This is a genomic window from Kitasatospora sp. NPDC056800 (assembly GCF_042789775.1).
Classification (GTDB): domain Bacteria; phylum Actinomycetota; class Actinomycetes; order Streptomycetales; family Streptomycetaceae; genus Kitasatospora.
Map to the genome: position 1 here is coordinate 21848 of NZ_JBHUAL010000123.1, position 6606 is coordinate 28453.

Sequence of the window (6606 nt, forward strand, 5' to 3'; positions counted from 1 at the left end):
CCACGTGGGGATGGAACAGACGTGAGCACCGTGCCTGAGACCGAGCGCCCGCTGCCCCTGGCCCTGGCCCGGTCCGGGGTGGACCGGGCGGCCGAGCACCGCCTCGACGAGCCCTGGCTGGCGGCCGCCTGGAGCCACCCGAACACCCGGGTCCTGCCGATCGCCGGCGGCGAGGCGTTCGTGGTCGACACCGCGCAGGGCACCGAACTCGTGCTGATGCCCTCCTTCGAGGCCCCGCAGACCGGCGACCGGTACTTCCTCGGCACCGACCAGGACGGCGTCTCGTACTTCGCGCTGGCCGGCGAGAGCCTGCCCGGGCGGCTGGACGGCGACGCCCGGCCGGCCGGGCTGCGCGAGGTCGGCGGGCTGCTGTCCGACCGGGACGCCGGGCTGCTGGTGCACGCCGTGGCGCTGGAGCACTGGCACCGGCTGCACAGCTTCTGCTCGCGCTGCGGGCACCCGACCGAGAAGGCCGGCGCCGGGCACGTGCGGCGCTGCACCTCCTGCGCGGCCGAGCACTACCCGCGCACCGACCCGGCGGTGATCATGGTGATCACCGACGAGCAGGACCGCTGCCTGCTCGGCCGCCAGGCGCTGTGGCCGGAGGGCCGCTGGTCGACGCTGGCCGGCTTCGTCGAGCCGGGGGAGTCGATCGAGCAGGCGGTGGCCCGCGAGGTGCACGAGGAGGCGGGCGTCAAGGTCGGCGAGGTGCGCTACGTGGCCAGCCAGCCCTGGCCGTTCCCGTCCAGCCTGATGCTCGGCTTCCTGGGCCGGGCGCTGCCCGGCGGCACCGAGATCACCGTGGACGGCGAGGAGCTGGCCGAGGCGCGCTGGTTCTCCCGCGAGGAGCTGCGCGCCGGGATGGAGGCGGGCGAGATCCTGCCGCCGTCCGGCATCTCGATCGCCCGGCACCTGGTCGAGCTCTGGTACGGGGAGCCGCTGCCCTCGGCGGCGCGCTGGTAATCCAGGACGAAAGGGGGGCGCGTGGTCAATTCCATGCGCCCCCCTTTTTCTCTCCAACCCCTTCCCGAATTCACCACGACCAGCTGTTCGTATCCGGACGGGCCAGTTCTGCTACCGGAAGGGGTCGGCGCGGGGGCGCATTCAACCCGCTCGGACGATATTGCCGGAAACGGCTGATACCGGCTCACCGCGCTCGCTACATTCACGAGGGTGACAATCCCCCGGGGCACCGCCCAATCCCCCAAATACCAGCGCCTCGCCGCCGACCTGCGCCGCCGGATCGCCGAGGGCGAGTTCACCGCCGACGCCGCCCTGCCGGTCGAGAGCGAACTGGAGCGCCAGTACGGCGTCGCCCGCAACACCGTCCGGCTCGCCGTCGACGTCCTGGTCAACGAGGGCCGCCTGGTCCGCCTCCAGGGCAAGGGCACGTACCTGCGCGAACACCCCGTCCTGGACCACCGCGCCTACGGCCCCGGCCTGACCCCCGCGCCGCGCGACTGCCTCGCCGCGCCCTCCGACGTCTACCTCGGCGAGGCCGCCGAAGCCGGGCGGGAACTCGGCACCGACTTCGAGATGATGATCGTCCGGGCCCGGGTGGACATCGCCGAACGGCTCGGGCTGCGCCCCGGCGAGGCCATCGTGGTCCGCCGCCAGCTGCGGCTGCTCGACCGCGAGCCGTACTCCATCGAGGAGAGCCACTACCGGGCCGGCCTCGCCGCCGGCACCCCGCTGATGGAGCCCGACCCCGTCGAGGGCGGCGACGAGGCGGTGCTCGCCACCCTCGGACGCACCGAGATCGGCGCGGTGGACCACCTGGTCGCGCGGATGCCCGGTCCGGAGGAGGCCCAGTGGTTCCAGGGCGGCCCCGGCGTGCCGCTGATGGTGCAGACCCGCGTCACCTACGACCGGCGCGGGCCGGTGCGGGTCATCGAGACCCGCTACTCGGCCGACCGCAGCCGGCTCGTCTACGGCGTCGGCGACCTCGGCGCCCGCACCACCCTGCCCGCCCCCGCCGCGCCCGTCGACCCGGCCCGGGCCGACGCGCCGTGACGCGCGCCGGCCCCGGCGGCCCGGGCCCGGCGGGTGTGGACCCGGTGGGGTCAGGACGCCAGGGCCTTCTTGACCTGCAGCAGGCTCGGGTTGGTCATCACGACCCGCTCGCCGCCGCCCACCGGCGTCACCAGCACCGTCGGGACGGTCTGGTTCCCGTTGTTCACCGACTCGACGAAGGACGCCGACGCCGGGTCCTCCTCGATGTTGATCTCGGTGTAGCCGATGCCTTCACGGTCCAGCTGGCTCTTGAGTCGGTTGCAGTACCCACACCAGGTCGTGCTGTACATCGTCACGGTGCCGGACATCGAGGGGGCTCCTTCGAAAGAGGGGGGCGTACGGTCTCCGGCAGGAACGTCCACCGGGCGGCGGACATTCCGGAGCGCCGTCGACCGTCGCGCGGAGTGATCATCCTGCGATCGCACCGGGCCTGTGGACAACCCCGTCCGCGATGTCCCCCCGGGCTGAGAGGATGGAACGCATGCAGGAAGACCTCTTGAGCGGCAGCCCCTACGACGGCCCCCACGGCTCCCCCTGGGCCGACCCCGGTGCCGACACGGGCCCGGACGCGGTGCTCGCCGGGCTCGACCCCGAGCAGCGCGCCGTCGCCACCGCCCTGCACGGTCCCGTCTGCGTCCTGGCCGGCGCCGGCACCGGCAAGACCCGCGCCATCACCCACCGGATCGCCTACGGCGTGCGCAGCGGCGTCTACCACCCCCAGCAGGTCCTCGCCGTCACCTTCACCGCCCGCGCCGCCGGCGAGATGCGCGGCCGGCTGCGCCAGCTCGGCGCCGACGGCGTCCAGGCCCGCACCTTCCACGCCGCCGCGCTGCGCCAGCTCCAGTACTTCTGGCCGCGCGCCGTCGGCGGCCCCGTCCCCCAGCTCCTGGAACGCAAGGTCCAGCTCGTCGCCGAGGCCGCCGGCCGCTGCGGCCTGCGCGTCCAGCGCACCGAACTGCGCGACCTCACCGCCGAGATCGAATGGGCCAAGGTCACCCAGATCGCCCCCGAGGACTACCCCGCGGCCGTCGCCAAGTCCGGCCGCGAGGCCCCCCGCGACCCGGCCGAGACCGCCCAGGTCTACCGCGTCTACGAGGAGGCCAAGAGCCGCCGCGGCAGCATGGACTTCGAGGACGTCCTGCTGCTCACCGCCGCCATCCTGGAGGACCGCCCGGACATCGCCGACCAGGTCCGCTCCCAGTACCGGCACTTCACCGTCGACGAGTACCAGGACGTCTCCCCGCTCCAGCAGCGCCTGCTCGACCGGTGGACCGGCCCCGACGGCGGCGCCAGCCTCTGCGTCGTCGGCGACGCCAGCCAGACCATCTACTCCTTCACCGGCGCCACCCCCGACTACCTGCTCAACTTCCGCACCCGGCACCCCGAGGCGACGGTGGTCAAGCTGGTCCGCGACTACCGCTCCACCCCCCAGGTCGTCCACCTCGCCAACGGACTGCTCGCCCAGGCGCGCGGCGAGGCCGCCCGGCACCGCCTGGAGCTCGTCTCCCAGCGCGAGGCCGGCCCCGAGCCGGTCTACACCGAGTACGAGGACGAGCCCACCGAGGCCGAGACCACCGGCCGCCGGATCAAGGACCTGCTCGCCGCCGGGGTGCGCGCCAGCGAGATCGCCGTGCTGTTCCGCACCAACGGCCAGTCCGAGGTCTACGAGCAGGCCCTCGCCGACCTCGGCGTGCCGTACCAGCTCAAGGGCGCGGAACGGTTCTTCGAGCGCCCCGAGGTCCGGGACGCCGGCGTGCTGCTGCGCGGCGCCGCCCGGGCCGCCTCCGACCCGCTCACCGACGACGCCCCCGACCTGGCCGGCCAGGTCCGCGCGGTCCTGGCCACCCGCGGCTTCACCGCCGAGCCCCCGGCCGGCTCCGGCGCCGTCCGGGACCGCTGGGAGTCGCTGGCCGCCCTGGTCCGGCTGGCCGAGGAGTTCGAGCGCACCCGCACCGCGGCCGGCCAGACCACCGACCTCGCCGCCTACGTCGCCGAGCTGGACGCCCGGGCCGCGGCCCAGCACGCCCCGGCCGTCGAGGGCGTCACGCTCGCCTCGCTGCACGCCGCCAAGGGCCTCGAATGGGACGCCGTCTTCCTGGTCGGCCTCACCGAGGGCACCCTGCCGATCATCTACGCCAAGACCGACGAGCAGGTCGAGGAGGAACGTCGCCTCCTCTACGTCGGCGTCACCCGGGCCCGCAAGCACCTCAGCCTCTCCTGGGCGCTCTCCCGCTCCCCGGGCGGCCGGGCCAGCCGCAAGCCGACCCGCTTCCTGGACGGGCTGCGCCCCGGCTCCGCCGCCCCGGGCGCGCGCACCGGCGCGCGCGGCGGGCGGGGGGGCGTCGAGCCCGGCGAGCGCTCCGCCGGGCGGCGGGCCCGCGGACCGGTCAAGTGCCGGGTCTGCGACAAGGTGCTCACCGAGGCCGTCGAGCGCAAGCTGCGCCGCTGCGAGAGCTGCCCGTCCACGATGGACGAGGGGCTGTACGAGCGGCTGCGCGAGTGGCGGGCCCGGCAGGCGAAGAAGCAGGGCGCGCCGGCCTACGTGGTGTTCACCGACGCCACGCTGATGGCGATCGCCGAGGACGTGCCCGCCGGCCGCGGTGAGCTGGCGGCCATCTCCGGGGTCGGCGCGATGAAGCTGGACAAGTACGGGGCCGCCGTGCTCTCGTTGTGTGCGGGGGAGGAGCCCGAGGAGGATCCGGACGACGTCGAGGACGGCGGTCCGGCCGATCAGGCCTGAGCAGGTCCGAGCGCGGTCCCAGGGGCCGCTCCGAGGGTTTCGGAACCCGTCGTGTGACGTGCCGAAGAACTCGCGTGAAAAATAGTTTGCGCCGCGTACCGGGAGCGCAATAGCCTGCCGGAGCGGTCAAGGGGACGCGGTCGCACGGGGTGAAACCTGTGCCGATGCCCCTCGCCCGAGAGCTTTACCGAGACAGACATCCGAACATTCGGAGCCAGGGAGACCAGGCTCCGCGAGACGCCGAGAGGAGGCGAAGACAGTGGGAAACATCATGATCACCAAAATGACTGGCCAGACCGTTGTCGCTGCCTCCCTGCGTGCCGCCCGTCTGCGGGCGCTCGCCGAGCTCGGTGGAACCGGTCTGGGTCTCGACACCACCGGTGTCTCCGCTCCCGTTGTCAGTGGTCTTGGACACACTGATCTGTGCCTCACGGGCGGCAGGAGCTTCGAAGGCACCTTTGTCGAGACCGGTCTGTCCCGTGACTGGGCGTCGTTCGGTACGTCGTGCTCCCTGCGCGACGAGCGACCGACCCAGGCACCGAAGGCAGCAGTAGCCGCCGCCATGCATGGCGGCTATGCGCAGGTCGTCGGTGCCGGAAACGCCCAGAAGCAGAACGAGCAGCAGATTAACCAGGCCATGGCCGCCTTCACGGGCGCCGAGGCCATCCGGATGCAGGCCTTCCGCGGCCCTGAACCCTGGAGAGAACGAACCTGAGCCAGCCTCAGGTCGGCACCTCCAGGGCCGCGGAACCCGTCACACCGGGATCCGCGGCCCTTCTGTTTTGTCCGGTACGCAAGACCACCCAGGCCCTCCGGGGCCTCCGGCCCAGCACCACCAGTCACCTGGGCCGGAACCACTGAGAAAAGACGAGGAAGACGCCCACAGTGTCCACGGTCATCACACCGCCCACCCCGTCCGTACCGCCGACAAGCCAGATCACCAAGGCCGACCAGGCCGACCCCCCGGAGGTTCCTTCCATGCAGCTCAGCTCGATCGAGCAGGCCGAGTCCCTCGGTCTCCCCATCCCCTGCCGCGCCTTCGACCCCGAGGTCTTCTTCGCGGAGACGCCGGCCGACGTCGAGTACGCGAAGTCGCTCTGCGGCACCTGCCCGGTGAAGGAGGCCTGCCTGGCCGGCGCCCTGGAGCGGCGCGAGCCGTGGGGCGTCTGGGGTGGCGAGCTGTTCGTCCAGGGCGTCGTGGTGGCGCGCAAGCGTCCCCGTGGCCGTCCGCGCAAGACCGAGGTCATGGCATGAACCCCGCCCACGAGGCCAGGGTCGTCCGCCGGGGAGAGCAGCCCCCGCTGGACAGCGCCCTCCGCCGATCCGTGCGGATCGCCGCCGCCAAGGCCGACGCCGCAGCCCGCATCACGTCCCCGAGCAAGCACCACGAGCAGGACCACGACATGAACCCCGCCGCCGTCGATCCCACCGCCCGCGCCGAGCAGGCCACCGAACGTCAGACCCAGAACAGGATCCTCGAGATGCAACTCCTCCACGAATCCCTGGCCCGTGCCCATATGCAAGACAGGCTGCACGAGGCCGAGAACCAACGGCTCGTCAGCCGGGTTGCCCGGGCCCGCAAGCTCAGGCAGCGGGCCGAGCGGGCCTCGATGCGCGCCCGCAAGGCGCTCGCCGTCGCGCTGATGTAGCGCTGATACAGCGCTGATGCAGGGCCCCGCCGGCCCGGAGGGCCCGTCCTCGACAGGCCCCCGCCGGCTCCGGTCCACGGCCGGACACCGGTTCGCCGTCGGACCTTGAACCACCGCCGGGCGCTTTTCCGGGAAGGCTCCGGCGGTGCGGCCGTAATAGTCGAGGACGAGCGCCGGGTGGCCCTGTTCGGCGAGCCGGGCGGC

General features: G+C 73.0%; 7 protein-coding genes. 6 read left to right on the forward strand and 1 reads right to left on the reverse strand.

Features of this window, described 5'->3' with window-relative positions; translation table 11 throughout:
• Positions 1-21 precede the first annotated feature (21 nt).
• Together nudC and ACFRQN_RS24845 are read left to right on the forward strand one after the other, a co-directional pair.
• Positions 22-963 (forward strand): NAD(+) diphosphatase, encoded by a 942-nt coding sequence (gene nudC, locus ACFRQN_RS24840; RefSeq protein WP_049656848.1) that lies wholly within the window; start codon positions 22-24, stop codon positions 961-963.
• Positions 964-1173: 210 nt separating this feature from the next.
• Positions 1174-2013: a GntR family transcriptional regulator gene (locus ACFRQN_RS24845; protein WP_074001394.1), complete on the forward strand. Its 840-nt coding sequence runs from the start codon at positions 1174-1176 to the stop codon at positions 2011-2013.
• A gap of 50 nt (positions 2014-2063) precedes the next feature.
• On the opposite strand, the gene ACFRQN_RS24850 is transcribed toward ACFRQN_RS24845, so the two are convergent.
• Positions 2064-2321, reverse strand: a complete 258-nt coding sequence (locus ACFRQN_RS24850; protein WP_049660517.1) for a mycoredoxin — start codon at positions 2319-2321, stop codon at positions 2064-2066.
• 263 nt (positions 2322-2584) lie between these two features.
• On the opposite strand from ACFRQN_RS24850, the gene ACFRQN_RS24855 reads away from it, so the two are divergent.
• The 4 genes from ACFRQN_RS24855 to ACFRQN_RS24870 all read left to right on the forward strand — a co-directional run bounded on the left by ACFRQN_RS24855 (position 2585) and on the right by ACFRQN_RS24870 (position 6402).
• Positions 2585-4753, forward strand: a complete 2169-nt coding sequence (locus ACFRQN_RS24855; protein ID WP_259316914.1) for an ATP-dependent DNA helicase UvrD2 — start codon at positions 2585-2587, stop codon at positions 4751-4753.
• Between the two features lie 259 nt (positions 4754-5012).
• Positions 5013-5468, forward strand: a complete 456-nt coding sequence (locus ACFRQN_RS24860) for a hypothetical protein (protein WP_049659087.1) — start codon at positions 5013-5015, stop codon at positions 5466-5468.
• 170 nt (positions 5469-5638) lie between these two features.
• On the forward strand, positions 5639-6007 hold the full coding sequence (locus ACFRQN_RS24865; RefSeq protein WP_369808359.1) for a WhiB family transcriptional regulator: 369 nt from the start codon (positions 5639-5641) through the stop codon (positions 6005-6007).
• A complete protein-coding gene (locus tag ACFRQN_RS24870; protein WP_063780373.1) occupies positions 6004-6402 on the forward strand; it encodes a hypothetical protein in 399 nt (132 codons plus the stop codon). The genes ACFRQN_RS24865 and ACFRQN_RS24870 overlap by 4 nt, the downstream gene beginning before the upstream one ends.
• The last annotated feature ends 204 nt before the right edge of the window (positions 6403-6606 follow it).

Excerpts from the sequence above, each read along its gene's own strand:
- ACFRQN_RS24850 (WP_049660517.1), bottom strand. The coding sequence starts at position 2,321 with ATGTCCGGCACCGTGACGATGTACAGCACGACCTGGTGTGGGTACTGC.
- ACFRQN_RS24870 (WP_063780373.1), top strand. The coding sequence starts at position 6,004 with ATGAACCCCGCCCACGAGGCCAGGGTCGTCCGCCGGGGAGAGCAGCCC.